Consider the following 16,573-nt stretch of genomic DNA (forward strand, 5'->3'; position numbering starts at 1 on the left):
TCTTAAATCTATCTGCTGTTTTCTTCTTTTTTCTCTACTTTTGCAACTGAAAACAATTTTAAACGCAAACTCATTTAAACGTAAACGCAACCTAAAAGTAAAACAATGAAAGCAATCCAGAATTTAGCAAAGAGAAGTTTGCTTCTCGTGGCATTGTTCGTCATCGGATGTCTGCAACTCATGGCGCAGACAAGAACCATCAAAGGTGAGGTGACTGATGCGCAGAATGGTGAGGCTCTGATTGGCGCCACTGTCATGGTGGAAGGCGAAAAGGGCGGTACAGTTACTGATTTTGACGGTAACTTCAGTCTTCAGGTATCTTCTTCAGCCAAGAAGATCAAGGTATCTTATATCGGTTATATTGATAAGGTACTTTCTATCTCAGACAATATGAAGGTGAAACTCGAATCCGACAGCAAGGCGCTGGCTGATGTCGTGGTCATCGGATATGGTACGGCAAGAAAGAGTGACCTGACAGGTTCCGTAGCTACCGTGAAATCGAAGGACTTTAATAAAGGTCTCGTTTCTTCTCCAGAACAGTTGATCAACGGTAAGGTTTCGGGTGTACAGATTATGTCCAACAGTGGTTCTGCCTCTGCCGGTAGTACCATCCGTGTGCGTGGTGGTGCATCTCTTAATGCCAGCAACGACCCTCTTATCGTGCTCGATGGTGTGCCATTGGAGCAGGGGGGTATCTCGGGTAATAGCAGCAACTTCCTCAGCATGATCAACCCTTCTGATATCGAGAGCATGACTGTATTGAAGGATGCTTCTTCTACAGCCATCTATGGTTCCCGTGCATCTAACGGTGTCATCATCATTACCACCAAGAAGGGACAGCAGGGTGCTGTAAAGGTGAACTTCAATACCACCAACAGTTTGCAGACCCGTGCGCAGATGGTAGATATGCTGAGCCGTGATGAATTCGTGAATGTCATCAACCAGTTTGGTACAGATAACCAAAAGTCATTGCTCGGTACTGCTAATACCGACTGGAATGATGAGGTTTACCATACAGCCTTCGGTACAGACAATAACCTCAGCGTGAGCGGCAGCATCGACAAGTGGTTGCCATTCCGCGTGTCTGTAGGCTATTACAACCAGAGCGGTCTGGTTCGCAAGGACAATGTAGAGCGCTGGACAGGTAACGTGGTATTGACTCCTAGCTTCTTCCAGGATCACCTGAAGTTGACCATCAATGCCAAGGGAACCCTCAATAACAACTCATTCAATAATGGTGGTGCCGTATGGGCAGCTGCCACATTCAACCCAACCATCCCGGTTTATTCCGGTAACGACAAGTATGGTGGCTATAATGAGGCACTCGATGCTGATGGCTATCCAGTGAATGCCGGTGTAAGAAACCCTCGTGGTCTGGTTGATCTGTATGATTCAAAGAGTAAGGTAAGCCGCTTCATCGGTTCTATGGATGTAGATTACAAAGTTCATTTCCTGCCAGAACTCAAGCTCCATGCTACCGTGGGTGCTGACTATGCCAAGGGCGACGGAACCATTTATGTTCCTGCCTACGCAGCACAGAGCTACAACAAGGATGAGTCTTTGGGCGGTAGCGATTACAAGTATGGTCCTCAGAAAAACGAGAACCGCTTGCTTACCCTCTATGCCAACTATGCAAAGTATTTTGAAGATATCAAGAGTAATGTAGATCTCACAGCCGGTTACGACTACCAGTACTGGAAGAGTACTACACCTCTTTATTATACCAAAAGTGCGGCAGGCACAAACCTGTCAACCGTAAAGGCATCAGATTACCGTCATGTAATGTTGTCATATTACGGACGTATCAACTATTCATTCGATGGAAAGTATCTCCTGACGGCTACCGTTCGTCGTGATGCTTCATCCCGATTCTCTAAGGATACCCGTTGGGGTACTTTCCCATCTGTTGCTTTGGGCTGGACTTTGACTGAAGAGCCTTGGTTGAAGAACCAGAAGGTACTTTCTAACTTGAAACTCCGTGCCAGCTATGGCGTTACCGGTCAGCAGGAAGGCATCGGCAACTACAACTATCTGCCGGTTTATACCTACAGTGTGACAGGTGCCGAAGCATTCATCAACGGACAGTATATCAATACTTACCGTCCTGAGGCATACGTATCAGACTTGAAGTGGGAGACTACAACCTCCTGGAACTTCGGTCTTGATTTCGGATTCCTGAATGGCCGTATCGGTGGTGCCATCGATTTCTATACCCGTAAGACCAAGGACCTGTTGGCATCAGTACCAACAGCAGCAGGTACCAACTTCTCAAAGACTATCCTTACCAACGTAGGTAATGTAGATAGTAAGGGTATCGAGATTTCTCTGAATGCAACCCCTATCCAGAACAAGGACTGGGAGTGGAATCTGAGCTACAACTTTACCTGGCAGAACATGAAGGTGAAGAACCTTTCATTGACAAAGGGTGGAAGCCAGACCAACGTGAAGGTAGGTCCATCTATCGATGCTTACCAGTTCCAGGTACTCTCAGAGGGATATGAGCCATACATGTTCTATGTATACCATCAGCTCTACGACTCTAAGACAGGCAAGCCAATCGAGGGTGCTTATGCCGATCTCAACAACGATGGCGAAATCAATGATGCCGATCTCTACCGCTATCATTCTCCAGCCCCTAAGTATATCATGGGCTTGAGCACATCCTTGAGATACAAGCAGCTGACACTCGGTATGAGTTTCCGTGCCAACATCGACAACTATGTATACAACGGCATGGGTATGAGTACAGGTGCTTTCGAGACAGTAAGCTACAACAACTCACAGCTCAACAACCTCAACATCAGCTTCCTGAAGACAGGTTTCAAGACCCGCCAGTATCTCTCAGATTACTATGTAGAGAATGCTTCCTTCCTAAAACTCGACAACCTGAGTTTGAGTTACAATGTAGGCAAAATCAACAAGTGGGCTTCGCTTACCGTATCTGCAATGGTACAGAATGTATTCACCATCACCGGTTACTCTGGTACAGATCCTGAGGTGCCAAACGGAATGGACAATTCATTTTATCCGCGTCCTCGCACTTACTCAGTAAGCCTCGGACTTCAGTTTTAGTTAATAGTTGACAGTTAATAGTTAATAGATTGAGGCTTTCCTGATCATAAAGCTCAAAGTTCAACGTTCAAAGTAGAAATAACAATGAAACTAAAGAATATATTATATAGTATGATGATGGGAACAGCGGTGCTGACAGGCACAACCAGCTGTGTTTCCGATCTCGACCAATATCCTCATACAGAGACAACCTCTAAGGATGTTTATACCTCGCTTGCCAATTACGAGGCAGTGCTGGGCAAGATTTACGCTGCCATGGTGACTAGCGGTCAGGGCAAGGGCGGCGATAATAAGGATATGGAATCCGTATTGAACAATGGTAGTGGTTTCGATTACATGCGTATGTTTATCAATATGCAGGAGTGTGGTACCGATGAATTTGCCTCTACCTGGCTGACTGGTGAGCAGACTACGGGGCTTACCTATCTCTCTTGGGATGCCAACGATGCTTGGGTATCAGATATGTATTATCGCATCTACTACAACATCGCCCTCTGCAATGAGTTCCTCCGCAATGCCAATGGCGCTAGCTTCAGCGGCAATGACGAGGTAAAGATGAAGGAGTATAGGGCTGAAGTTCGCTTCATGCGCGCCTTGTTCTACTTCCATGCTCTCGATCTCTATCGCAACATTCCGATGGTAACAGAGAATGATCCTGTGGGCAGTTTTATCCCTCCACGTTATACTCCTCAGCAGACATTCGATTATATCGAGAGTGAATTGAAGGATTGTGTAGGTGATATGCTTCCTGCATCCACCTGTCCTTACGGTCAGGCTTCTCAGGGCGCTGCCTATACCTTGCTTGCCAAGCTTTATCTGAACAGCGAGGTTTATACCGGTGTTGCCAAGTATGCCGAGTGCAAGGAGGCTTGTAAGAAGGTGATGGATATGGGATATTCTCTGGAGTCTGATTACAGCAAGCTCTTCAATGCTGATAACGATAAGCGTACCAACGAGATTATCTTCGCCTTGCCGGTAAGTGCAGAGCATACCGTAAGCTGGGGCTCATCTACTTATCTGGTTTGTGGACAGGTAAGTATGTCGAATGCCAATCAGAATGTAGCCGATTATGGTGTTACTGCCGGCTGGAGTGAATTCCGTCTTCGTCCTGAGTTCGTGGATAAGTTTACCCAGACCGATATTGATGGCAGTGGCGACAAGCGTTGCAAGTTCTTCACCAATGGTCAGAGCAAGGATGTAACCAGCATGACAGATGAAGCCTCTGGTTATCTCTCAGAGAAGTGGAGCAACCTGAAGGATGATGGTACTACGGCATCCAATACTGCCGATGCAGGTGTAGAAACCGATTTCCCTCTCTTCCGTTTGGCTGATGTCTATCTGATGTATGCCGAGTGCGTGGTTCGTCTGCATAATGACTGGGATAACTGGGCTGGTGGTAGTGATGCTACAGATCCAACCGTGATTGCTTCCCGCAAGCAGGGCGCTATCTATTGGATTAACCAGCTTCGTGAACGCTCTAATGCTTCTGATGTATGGGCAAGCAACTTTGCTGATGATGATGAGTTCCTCCAATTCATTCTCGATGAGCGTGCCCGTGAACTCTATCATGAAGGTTATCGCCGTACCGACCTGATTCGCTTCGGCGAGTTTACCACTAGCAAGTATATCTGGCAGTGGAAGGGTGGTACCCACGATGGACAGGCTGTTGACAGCAAGTACAACATCTATCCAATCCCTAACACCGAGCTTACCGCAAATCCAAATCTTCATAACGACAACTATTAATAGGATAAAAGAATGAAAAAGATATTTAGAAACCTGATGATGCTTCTCTGCGCACTCACCGCTTTGGTGAGTTGCGACGAGAGTGGCGACAAGATATATCTGGATGGCTTCAAGGCATCCGGTCTGATGGCATCGGCCAGCGATGTGGTGCTGTCTGTTGATAATACGAAGGACATCGTGCTCTCGATGGCTTGGCAGAATCCTACCTTGCTTTCGAGCGACGAGACCAAGCCTGCGGGCAACGGCGTGTTGAAAACCTATCTGCAGGCATCGCTTTCTGAGAGCTTTGCTACGGTAAAGGAGTATTCCGTAACCGATCTCTCCAAGGCTTTCACCGGTGCTGATCTCAACAGTCTTGCCAAGGATCTGGGAACGACTCCGGGTCAAAGTGCGCCTCTCTATTTCCGCATCAAGAGTCAGTTGGGCAACAATCTCGATGCTGCTTACAGCAATGTGTGCCAGGTGAACGTTACACCTTATATTATACACATGGACAAGATGACCATCTGGAATAAGGATAAGGACAAGGTGCTGACCTATCTCTATTCTCCAAACGAGGATGGCATCTATGCAGGCTATATGAATGCTTCTTCCTGGCTCAACTTCTGGGGTAAGGAGAATGATGGAACCATTTGGGGTAACGTAGGCCAGGATGGTCATGTATATGAAATGGATAATACGGAGTCGGCATGGAGCTTCTGGCTCCCTGGTCAGTCTGGTATTTATTATACAGTGGTAGATACAAAGGCTAAGGAATTCAAGCCAACCTACATCAAGGCGATGCAGTTGAATGGTGAGGACATGACCTATGATGCTCCTAACTATGCATGGACCAAGGTGATTACAACCACAGCAGATAATACACCAATCAGTATTGTTGCTACTGGAGCAGAGTACAGCAAGGCAACAGCTACAGACGATGCAGCAGCCGTAGTCAAGACCATGAACTATACGCTGGCTGATGGCAAGATGACCGACTCAGAGAATGCTGGCAGCGTGAACATCGCCAAGGCAGGTACTTATACCATTACCGTAAAGGTGGGCGAGAACAGCGACCTGATTTACTCTATCGAATCTGGCAATCAGACAGCACCAGAGCCAGAGGCAAGCAATACCCTCTGTATCTTCAGCAAGGACGGTAACACCCTTCTTGCCGTGATGAGCAAGGTGAGCGATGGTGTTTATACCTGCAAGTACAAGCCAACTTCCTGGGAGAACTTCCGCTTCATCTACGTAGGCGAGAACAAGGATGACAAGAAGACCTGGTATGGTGCCGATGGCGAGCAGTTTAAATTGACTTCTGGTGATGGTGCTTGGGATATCTGGTTTGGCGATGAGAATGGCGAAACAGAGTTTACGGTTACAGCCGATCTCAACACCATGACATGGAAGTATGAATAGCTTAATGAATATTCTGTGCAACCGATTGCACAGAATATTCATCATGAGTAAGTTTCCTTATTGTAAACGAATCATTTATTTGATTATCTTTGCATTATAAAAATAACTTAAAGGCAGAATAACAATGAAGAATATTTTAGGAAAAGCCATATTGCTGGCTTCAGCACTCTTGTTTTCTATCACGGGCACGAGTTGCAGCAATGATGATAATACCACTCCCGAAAAGGAGAAAACATACGATATGAGTGGCTTTGCCAAGGGAGCCGATGTAAGTTGGATTACAGAGATGGAGAAGAGCGGAAAGAAGTTCTATGACGCCAACGGAAAGGCTACGGAGTGTATGGCACTTCTCCGCGACCTCGGCATGAACTCCATCCGCCTTCGTGTATGGGTAAACCCAGAGAATGGATGGAACGGAAAGAATGATGTGGTGGCAAAGGCATGGAGAGCTCAGCAGCTCGGTATGCGACTGATGATAGACTTCCACTACTCTGATACCTGGGCAGATCCAGGAAAGCAGGGCGTTCCTGCTGCCTGGAAGAACTATGACTTCGATCAGATGAAGCAGGCGGTTGCCGATCATACCAAGGATGTTCTCAATGCCTTGAAGGCAAGAGGCGTCAACGTAGAGTGGGTACAGGTAGGTAACGAGACCACCGACGGAATGCTCTGGAATGATGAGGATGGCGATGCTGCCCTGAAGGCAACAGGCCGTGCCTCTAAGAACATGGCTAACTTTGCTGCTTATATCAATGCCGGTTATGATGCCGTCAAGGCGGTTTATCCGGAGGCTAAGGTGATTGTGCATCTCGATAAGGGAAACAACCTCGGTCAATATACCTGGATGTTTGATGGCTTGAAGCAGAATGAAGCCAAGTGGGATGTCATAGGTATGTCGCTCTATCCTGATTGGATTACCGACCAGACCTGGGAGCAGGTTTCTGATGACTGTCTCAGCAATATCAAGACCCTTTCCGGCAAATACAACTGCGATGTCATCATCTCAGAGATTGGTATGGTGTGGAATTCTGAGAATGCCGCTCCATTCCTCAAGAAGATGGTGGATGGCTGCAAGGCAATCTCTACCTGCGAGGGTGTGTTCTACTGGGAGCCTGAGTGCAACAGTGGCTGGAACGGCTATGACAAGGGAGCCTTCGACAACAGCGGCAAGCCAACCGCTGCACTCGATGCCTTCAAGTAATCAGGTTAGTTAGCTTTCTTCGCTTCCTTTGGGAGCGATAGAAGCGAATCTGAAGATAGAATATAGAACAAACTAAAGAAAATAATATATATGATCAAGAGAAGCATAGCTTTCATGTCTCTCGCTCTGGCACTCTCCACCATGTGCCAGGCGCAGAGCCGAAAAATAATAAATTTGCCATCGTGGGATTTCTCCCGCGATGGCAAAGTGTGGTCTCAGGTAGCCGTGCCTCACGATTGGGCTATCTCGGGACCTTTCGATAAGAAATGGGACCTGCAGATGGTGGCCATCGAGCAGAATGGCGAAACCGAAAAGACCGAGAAGTCGGGACGTTCTGGTGCGCTGCCTTGGATTGGTGAGGGTATGTATAAGATGAACTGGACGGCTCCTAAGGGCTATAAGCGTGCCGTCCTCGTTTTTGATGGTGCGATGAGTCAGCCTGTCGTTAAGGTGAATGGCAAGGAGGCTGGCAGATGGGCTTACGGCTACAATGCCTTCCGCATCGACATCACACCTTTCATCCAGTTTGGTAAGAGTAATCTCATCGAGGTACATCTTAATAATGTAGAGGAGAGCAGCCGTTGGTATCCGGGAGGCGGTCTTTACCGTCCGGTTTCCGTAGAACTTTATGGTAACGAAAACTTCTCTACCTGGGATACCTTCGTCCGTACCCTGAAAGCAGACAAGCAGGAGGCTGATGTAGAAGTGAATGCTCTGCTGGAAGGAAAGCTAGGAAAATCGGGCAAGACTGTCATCGCCCTGTTTGATGAGGCAGGCAAGAAGGTTGCCGAGCAGACCGTACCGGGTGCTACCCCTGAAATCAAGACTACCTTGAAGGTGGCAAATCCTCAGCTCTGGTCTCCGGAATCTCCTTACCTCTATCAGGTAAAACTTACCCGATATGAAGGAAAGAAGGTGGCTGATGTGCAGACCCTGAAGACCGGTATCCGCACCATTGCCGTATCCAAGGATTATGGTTTCCAGCTCAATGGCGTTACCCGAAAGCTGAAGGGTGTCTGTCTGCACCACGACCTCGGTCCATTGGGTGCAGCAGAGAACAAGGCAGCTCTTATCCGTCAGATCAAGATGATGAAGCAGATGGGTTGCGACGCCATCCGTACTGCCCACAACATGCCTTCTACCATGCAGATGGAAATCTGCGATTCCCTCGGTATGATGGTGATGGCAGAGAGTTTCGATATGTGGATTTATCCTAAATGCAAGAACGGCTATGCCAAGTTCTTCAAGGAGTGGAGCGATAAGGATATCACCAATCTGGTAAAGCACCATCGCAACCATCCTAGCATCGTGATGTGGAGCATCGGTAACGAGATTCCTGAACAGTGGAGCAAGGAGGGTGTGCAGATTGCTAAGCGTCTGCAGGATATCTGTCATCAGTACGACCCATCCCGCCCTGTAACCCAGGGTATGGATAGGGCAGAAGATGCCTTGAAGAGCGGCTTTGCCCAGACCATGGATGTACCGGGCTTCAACTATCGCGTACATAAATATTATAAGAATATCGAGCAGTTGCCTCAGGGATTCCTCCTCGGTTCTGAAACCGCCTCTACGGTCAGTTCCCGTGGCGTATACAAGTTCCCGGTAGTGGTAAGTGATAAGGCTACCTATCCTGATGGTCAGTGCTCAAGCTATGATACCGAATACTGTTCATGGAGCAATCTTCCTGATGATGACTGGAAGATGCAGGATGACTACAGTTGGGTAATCGGTGAGTTTGTATGGACCGGTTACGACTATCTGGGCGAGCCGACTCCTTACGATACCTACTGGCCAAGCCGCAGCAGCTACTTCGGTATCTGCGACCTTGCCGGACTTCCAAAGGACCGCTACTATATGTATCGTGCCCGCTGGAACGAGCAGCAGCATACTACCCATCTTCTTCCTCACTGGAACTGGAAGGGCAGAGAGGGACAGGTTACCCCTGTATATTGCTATACCGATGGTGTGGAAGGCGAACTCTTCGTGAATGGCAAGAGTCAGGGCAGGGTTCGCAAGGACAAGTCAAGCCGCCTCGACCGCTACCGTCTGCGCTGGAACAATGTGAAGTATGAACCGGGTGAGATTCGCGTGGTTACTTACAACCAGTATGGCGATAAGGTTGGCGAGGACGTGAAGCGTACTGCCGGCGAGCCTGCACAGATGAAGTTCAGCGTAGAAACACCTGATCATGAGCCTATTGCCTGCATGGTAGAAGGCTGTACCGATGAGCACAATGTGCTGCTGAATGCCGATGGCAACGACCTTGCCTTCATCACCGTGAGTCTGCTGGATAAGGACGGCAATGAATGTCCGCTTGCCGATGACGAACTGACCTTCGAGGTGAGTGGTGCCGGCACTTTCAAGGCAGCCTGCAACGGCGATGCCACATCGCTCGAACCGTTCACCCAGCCACAGATGAAACTCTTCTCCGGCAAACTCGTAGTTATCGTACAGAGCAGCAAGCAGAAGGGTGACATCATCCTGAAGGTAAAAGACAGCAAGCGAAATATCGAAAAGTCGATTACGCTCCAGGCAATATAAGATAACAAAGACCGATTTCGGTTGGTTATAAAGTATATAGTTTATATCGGATCCTCTGGGAATAGCAGCGGCTATTTTTCCCAGGGGATTCTTTTTTAATGAATTTTCTCCGATATTTTTTGGCGTTATCATGAATAATGTGTAAATTTGCACACATGAAAAAGTCAACAGAACCTATATACCGCATCAGCATGGCAATTGCTATGCTCTTTATTTCGCTTGCCATCCATGCGCAGCGTTTCGTCAATACCTCCCTTGAAGGTGCTCAGGCAGTTTGTGCCATTACCCAGGACAGTGATGGTATGATATGGCTCGGAACCGACAATGGTCTTTACAGCTATGATGGTTATCATGGCTATCGCCATTTTCAGGAACATGCATTCAGCAATACGCGTGTCAATGCGCTCGGTTTCGAGGGCAGGATGCTCTATCTGGCTACTGGCAACGGCATCCTGAAATTCGATACGCAATCTTATCAATATGCCGAAACACCAGCCATGAAGGCTTTTGCCGATGAGGCGAAGCGCAAGCAGCTGAAGGAACTCCGTGTGCTCGATATCAAGGGTGGTAAGACTGACTTCGGTGGCGATGTCTATGCCTTGCTCTCTACTCCGCGAGGCTTGCTCGTAGGTTCGCTCGCAGGTCTGCATCTCGGCAGCAGACTGATTCCGCTCCGTGCCGGAGAACAGCCGTTGGTCAATGCGCTCGCCTATGATGCCAAGCGCCGATGCTACTGGATTGGTACCGAGGGCGCTCTCTATTGTGCCGACCTGCAGCTCAGGAACTTCTCACAGATTCCAGCTCTGAACGGCAATTCCATCAAATGTCTTTCTACAGATGCTGCCGGCAATCTCTATATCGGAACCGATAACGGACTCTATCAGATGGCACTCTCCAATGCCATCACCCATTATATCCACGATTCCCGCGATGATGCTTCTATTCCTAACAACATCGTCTGGGCTTGCTTTGTAGATAAATGGCAGAATGTATGGGTGGGTACTGACAATGGACTCTCCCGTCTCACTACCCATACCTATTACCGCTATGTATCGCTCGATAAGATTACGATGTCGGGTGAGGGCAACTGTCTGCATGCCATGCTCCAGACCCGTAACGGCGAATGGTGGATGGGCGGTACCAACGGTCTGATTCATTTCATCCGGAATGCTGAAGGCTATCAGAATGTGGCATGGTACAAGCAGAACTGCTCTGCCTTCCCGCTGAGTCATAACCGTGTACGCAAGATTTATGAAGACCATGACGGCGATGTATGGATCTGTACCGACCATGGCATCAACTTCTATGACCGCAGTTCCCGTCAGATGCGCAACTTCATCGTCTACGATAAGAGTGGCAAGTATTCTACTGCCTGGGCTTACGATATTCTCCAGGACAAGAAGGGCAGGATATGGATGGGTTCTTATCAGGGCGGTGTCTTCGTGATGGATAAGGCGGCTCTTCTGAGCGGCAAGACCATAGCCGACTGGCATTACTCGGACAAGGGAAAGAATGCGCTCTCTGGTCTGCATGTGGGTCAGATGGTGATGGATGGAAAGGGTAGAATTTGGGTTTCTACCTATACCCGTCTCGACTGCATCAATCCGAACGATATGGAGGTGGTGCAGGTAGCTAACTCAGATGTTATCAACTATCTGATGGCAGACAGCAAGGGCAATATCTGGATGGGTGATAACAGTTCGGTAACCTGTTATTATGCAGCCGGTTCTGTGCTGGGTAACAGTTTTTCTTCCAAGACATGGCAGATTGGTGGCAAGGTAAGTACCATGTGCGATGTGGAAGGCAAGATATGGGTGGTATCGGGCAATGAATGCTGCGTAATCAATCCACAGGGCGGGAGCCAGCGCTTCATGATTCCTTCTGTTGTGCCGCTCAACATCTGTTACAGCAGACAGACTCATGAGGTGATGATGGGCGGCAATGACGGCTATGTGGCAATCAGTTCCGATGTAGCACAGAAGCCTAAGCTGTTTACTCGTCTGATGCTGGCTGGAATCATCGTAAACGGACAGGCTTGTGAGGAGCGTGGAGAAATCTTGGAACTGAAGAGTGATGAGAACAACTTCACCCTGCAGCTCACCGACCTTCCTTTTGCTGATCGTCCTTCAACCGTTTATGCTTACAAACTCGAAGGCAGCGACCACGACTGGCATTATCTGAACTCCGGCAATATTGATATCACCTACAATGGTTTGTCTTATGGCGATTATCATCTTACGGTTCATGCCGTGGATGGTGAAGGCAAGATAGCTGCCGAGGTTTATTCGCTCGACATCTCCGTCCTGCCGCCTTGGTATCTCTCCTGGTGGTGCAAGCTCTTCTATATCACGGCACTCATCGTGTTTGTAGCATGGCTGGTAAGCTGGTATTTTCTGCGCAAGGAACTGGCTGATGCCCAGAAGCAGAAGGCTGAGGTGTTGGAGCAGGTACAGATGCGTATGGACTTCTTCAACCGTCTGGCGGAAGATTTGAAGGCTGCCGTAGCTCATCATTCATTTGATGAGGTGACAGCTCTGATGGGCCGCTACCTGAATGTGAAGATACCTGAGGTGTCATCTTCTGTTGCCACTGGGTTATCCGCTTCGCCTGTATCTGAGCCTGAGTCATCATCCTCAGAACCAGTTCCTGCACGCTCTGAATCTTCTGAAGGGGCAAAGAAGGAAGTAGATGTCAGCGAGTTGGATGTGGCAGACAAGCGTCTGCTCGAAGAGATTAATGAGGCGATAGAGAAGCACATGATTGATTCCGACTTCAACGTTTCGATGTTGCAGGATGTGATAGGCATAGGTGGCAAACAGCTGTATCGCAAGACGAAGGCGATAACGGGCCGTACGCCTGTAGAGTATATCCGTGAGATGCGTATGAGCCGTGCTGCCGAGCTCCTGAGCCAGGGCAAGTTCAGTGTTTCCGAGGTGATGTATACCGTTGGTTTTTCCAACAGCAGTTATTTCTCCAAATGCTTCTCCAAGGAGTATGGCATGACTCCTACGGAATACATGAAGGTGAAGAGGTAAATAAATGAAGTGCTTCCGTTTGCCTATAGATATGGCTGCGTGGGGTTAAGAATATGACAGCATTGGGTTACGGATATGACTCCGTCGGGTTACGGATACGACTCCGTAGGCTAATGGAGACGTATCCTTCGGCTTGTCGAGATATCTGCGTCAGCTGACTGAGCTACTTGAGTCAGCTGATTGAGCTACTTGAGTCAGCTGATAAAATACGTTCCGACGCAGCAAAAGATACGTCCCGACGTAGTACAAGCTACGTCGGGACGTAATTTCAGCTTTATGAAAACGGCAGCATAGAAACAAAAAAAAGTATGTATTGAACTTGTTTTAGCAAACTGTAATCGGATTTGACAAAAAATCGACAATTAACTAAATTTATGAGCATATATGCTAAAAAACATAGATATTTCATATCAAACATTTAAATTTTAAGCGATAATCTTGGGCAAATAAGAAAATATTCGTAATTTTGCACCGATTTAAGTTAAATAGGTATTTCCATGCGTGCATATTAGTGAAAGAATGTATAAATGGAGGGGCGAAGTGTCGCCCTGAGTGCTTTCGGCTTTTACCAAACGAGAAAAAAATGAGAAAAAAATTATAATTATTAATTAATAAACTTGAAACAAACAAGGATGAGAAGATTAACTCTTTTACTTGTCTCACTTGTATTGTTGTCTATCCAATCGGTCTTGGCGCAGAGTTTCAGCGTCAAGGGTACAGTCGTGTCTGCTGAAGACAACGAACCGATGATTGGTGTGACCATTATGCAAGAGGGAACATCAAATGGCGTAGTGACCGATATTGACGGTAACTATACCATCGAAATTAAGGGTGCTTCGAAGGCTACGCTTGTCTACTCTTATGTGGGTTGCGTTACGCAGAAGCACGTTGTGAAAGCGCAGACAAATACGCTCAACATCACCCTTGCTTCGGATTCCAAGATGATGGATGAAGTGGTTGTGGTGGCGTATGGCGTGAGAAAGAAGGGAACCATTGCGGGTTCCGTGTCTGCCGTAAAGTCTGAAAAGATAGAAAATGTGCCGGCGGCAAGCTTCGACCAAGCTTTGCAGGGACAGAGTACTGGTTTGCAGGTCATCTCTTCTTCGGGTGAACCTAGCAAGGCGGCTACCTTCCAAATCCGTGGTACCAACTCTATCAACTCCGGAAAGTCGCCACTCTTTATCCTCGACGGCGTGCCAATCTCAAGTTCTGATTTCAATACTTTGAGTCCTAACGACATCGAAAGTATCTCTGTATTGAAAGATGCCTCTTCTACCTCTATCTATGGTGCACGTGCTGCCAATGGTGTGGTTGTCATCACTTCCAAGCGAGGCTTGTCAATGGACAAGGCGAAGATTACGCTCCGTGCACAGTATGGTTTCTCTGAGTTGGCACAGACCAACTGGAAGATGATGAATACCGACGAGCGTATCCAGTTTGAGAAAGAAGTAGGTCTGGATACAGGTAAGGATTACAATCTCCTTTCAAGAGTAAACGTAAACTGGCTGGACGAGGTGTTCAACGACCGCGCTCCGCTGCAGAGCTACGAACTCTCTATCAACCGTGCTACCGACCGCTTGAACTACTATGTTTCTGGTGGTTTCTACGATCAGGACGGTATCGCACAGAATTCAACCTTCCGCCGTTACAACATCCGCACCAATGCTGATGTAAAGGCAGGCAAGTGGTTGAAGGTAGGTACCAACACCATGGCTGCCTATGAGGAGGCTCAGCAGGCTGACGACGGTAGCTATACTACCGTTACTCCTATCTCAGCATGCCGATTCATGCTGCCTTACTGGAATCCATACGCAAAGGATGGCAGTCTGGCTTCACTTTCAGCAGGCAACTGGGCTGGAACCAGCGAGAACCCTATCGTTTACATGGGCTTGAATCCTATCAAGAACAAGAAATATAAGGTGCTCTCTACCATGTATGCTGAAATCTATCCGATAGAGAATCTGACTATCCGTACTCAGTTTGGTGTCGATTTCACCCATTCTACAGCATTCCTCCAGTCGTTCCCAAGTCTCTCTTCAAATCACGGACAGGGTACTGCGGCACGCCAGAGCAGCGATGCCATCAACCTGACAGAGACTACTACGGCTAACTACCGTTTCACTCTGAACGATATCCATTCGTTCAACGTGATGCTGGGTCAGGAGGCTGTCAATTTCCACTCAGATGGTTTTCAGGTATATTCCAAGGGTCAGACCAGCGATCTCCTGACCAACGTATCATCAGGTACACGTGCCAGCCGCTGGGCAGATTCATCTTCTGATTATTCTTACCTGTCATTCTTCATGCGTGGCGAGTATAACTATAAGGAGCTCTACTATGCCGATTTCTCTCTGCGTACTGATGCTTCTTCACGTTTCGGTAAGGATCATCGCTGGGGTACATTCTGGTCGCTCGGTTTCATGTACAACGTGAAGTCGACCGACTGGCTGAAGGATATGAAGTGGCTCAGCACAGCCCAGATTGCCGTAAGTACCGGTACATCGGGTAACTCTGAGATTCCTAACTATTATCACCTGGCTTTGGTATCGGGTGGTGCCAACTACGATAATACTGCCGGTTTTTATCCATCACAGAGTGGTAACGAGGAATTGGGTTGGGAGTCAACATGGGCAAACAACTTCGCCCTCCGTTTGGGCTTCCTCGACAGAATCAACTTCAGCTTCGAGGCTTACTACAAGCGTACCTCTAATATGCTGATGCGCGTTCCTGAGTCTTATACCGTAACCGGCGAGGGCTATCGCTGGAAGAACGTAGGTGTGATGGCTAACAAGGGTATCGAGCTGAGTGCTGACGGTGATGTAATCCGCACACGCGACTTCACCTGGAATGTAAGTGCCAACGTATCTTACAACCAGAACCGATTGAAGGAACTCTATAACGGTGTAACCGAGTATGTAAACTCAACCACCGGTCTGAAGTATGTGGTAGGTCACTCAGTAAGCGAGTTCTTCCTGAACCGTTATGCCGGTGTGAACCCAGCGAATGGTGAGCAGCTCTGGTATGACAAGAACGGCAACGTGACCAACGAGTTCCGTGAGAGCGACAAGGTGATGACAGGCAAGACCTATGATGCACCTTGGATGGGCGGTTTCGGTACAAGCTTCCGTTGGAAGGGCTTGCAGCTTTCTGCCCAGTTCAGCTGGATTGGTACACGCTACGTGATCAACAACGACCGTTACTTCGAGGAGAGCGGTGTAACCTTCGGTACTGCTTACAACCAGTCAAACCGTCTGTTGTACGACCGCTGGAAGCAGCCAGGCGATATTACCGATATCCCACGTTGGGGCGAGGTAACCCAGCTCGACGATCGCTTCTTGGAGAATGCATCGTTCCTCCGTCTGAAGAATCTCAGTCTGTCCTATTCATTGCCACAGAGTCTGTTGCGCAAGACCAACTTCTTCTCTATGGTCAGAATCTATGGTCAGGCACAGAACCTCTTCACCGTAACCGGTTTCAACGGTCTGGATCCTGAGGTTTCATCCAATATTTACCAGGCACAGTATCCGGCATCACGCCAGTTTACTCTGGGTGTTGAATTGCAATTCTAACCAAGAAA

7 protein-coding genes are annotated in these 16,573 nt (G+C 48.0%); all 7 read left to right on the forward strand.

Features of this window, described 5'->3' with window-relative positions; genetic code table 11:
* The first annotated feature begins 105 nt into the window (after positions 1-105).
* The 7 genes from DWV53_RS02075 (at position 106) to DWV53_RS02105 (ending at position 16,565) form a co-directional block, all read left to right on the forward strand.
* A complete protein-coding gene (locus DWV53_RS02075) occupies positions 106-3,072 on the forward strand; it encodes a SusC/RagA family TonB-linked outer membrane protein (protein ID WP_118151329.1) in 2,967 nt (988 codons plus the stop codon).
* A gap of 84 nt (positions 3,073-3,156) precedes the next feature.
* Complete coding sequence (locus DWV53_RS02080; protein WP_259318889.1) at positions 3,157-4,818, forward strand: RagB/SusD family nutrient uptake outer membrane protein; 1,662 nt, start codon at positions 3,157-3,159, stop codon at positions 4,816-4,818.
* A gap of 12 nt (positions 4,819-4,830) precedes the next feature.
* A complete protein-coding gene (locus DWV53_RS02085; RefSeq protein ID WP_118151333.1) occupies positions 4,831-6,219 on the forward strand; it encodes a DUF5114 domain-containing protein in 1,389 nt (462 codons plus the stop codon).
* A gap of 124 nt (positions 6,220-6,343) precedes the next feature.
* Positions 6,344-7,420, forward strand: coding sequence for a glycoside hydrolase family 53 protein (locus DWV53_RS02090; RefSeq protein WP_118151335.1), 1,077 nt, complete (start codon positions 6,344-6,346; stop codon positions 7,418-7,420).
* Between the two features lie 90 nt (positions 7,421-7,510).
* Positions 7,511-9,961 carry a glycoside hydrolase family 2 TIM barrel-domain containing protein gene (locus tag DWV53_RS02095; RefSeq protein WP_181992386.1) on the forward strand — a complete coding sequence of 817 codons (2,451 nt, stop codon included), beginning with the start codon at positions 7,511-7,513 and terminating at the stop codon, positions 9,959-9,961.
* Between the two features lie 155 nt (positions 9,962-10,116).
* Complete coding sequence (locus DWV53_RS02100) at positions 10,117-12,996, forward strand: two-component regulator propeller domain-containing protein (RefSeq protein ID WP_181992387.1); 2,880 nt, start codon at positions 10,117-10,119, stop codon at positions 12,994-12,996.
* Between the two features lie 632 nt (positions 12,997-13,628).
* Positions 13,629-16,565 (forward strand): SusC/RagA family TonB-linked outer membrane protein, encoded by a 2,937-nt coding sequence (locus tag DWV53_RS02105; RefSeq protein ID WP_118151339.1) that lies wholly within the window; start codon positions 13,629-13,631, stop codon positions 16,563-16,565.
* Positions 16,566-16,573: the final 8 nt, after the last annotated feature.

The organism is Segatella copri (genome assembly GCF_003465495.1).
Taxonomy (GTDB): Bacteria; Bacteroidota; Bacteroidia; order Bacteroidales; family Bacteroidaceae; genus Prevotella; species Prevotella copri_G.